We start from the raw sequence: 448 nt of genomic DNA on the forward strand, positions 1-448 counted from the left end.
CCCCCGGCGAACACCCAGTACCCCTCGGCCATCAGCCGCTCGTTGAACGCGCTGATCTCGGGCCGCCGGTCGGTAGCGCCAGGCTTGGTCGAGTCGTCGATCACGGAGATCAGGTACCGCATGCGAACGCTCCCTCGTGTGTCCTGCTGATTCTGCGGCATGCCGGCTCAGCCGTCCTGCACGACGCGCCACCGCGCGACGGTCCCGACGTGCTGCGGGCGCCCGGCCGGGCGGAAGACCTGGATCGTCACGCCCATGGTGTCCACGCGCGACTCGACCAGGTCCAGCGCCGCCTCCGGCCCGACGTCGGGAAACAGCCTCCTCCCCTGACCGAGGACCACGGGGACGGTGATGAGCGTCATCTCGTCGACCAGGTCGTTCTCCAGCAGGCAGCGCGTGAGCACGCCGCTGCCGTGCACCTGCAGCTCGCCCCCCGGTGTGACCTTCA

The 448-nt window shown here is 70.1% G+C and carries 1 protein-coding gene; it reads right to left on the minus strand.

The features are described from left to right. Window positions 1–167 precede the first annotated feature (167 nt). On the minus strand, window positions 168–448 hold a 281-nt coding region (locus tag G3I78_RS48390), incomplete at its 5' end, for a dihydrofolate reductase family protein (RefSeq protein ID WP_203616543.1).

Source organism: Streptomyces sp. SID13726 (genome assembly GCF_010548375.1).
Lineage (GTDB): Bacteria > Actinomycetota > Actinomycetes > Streptomycetales > Streptomycetaceae > Streptomyces.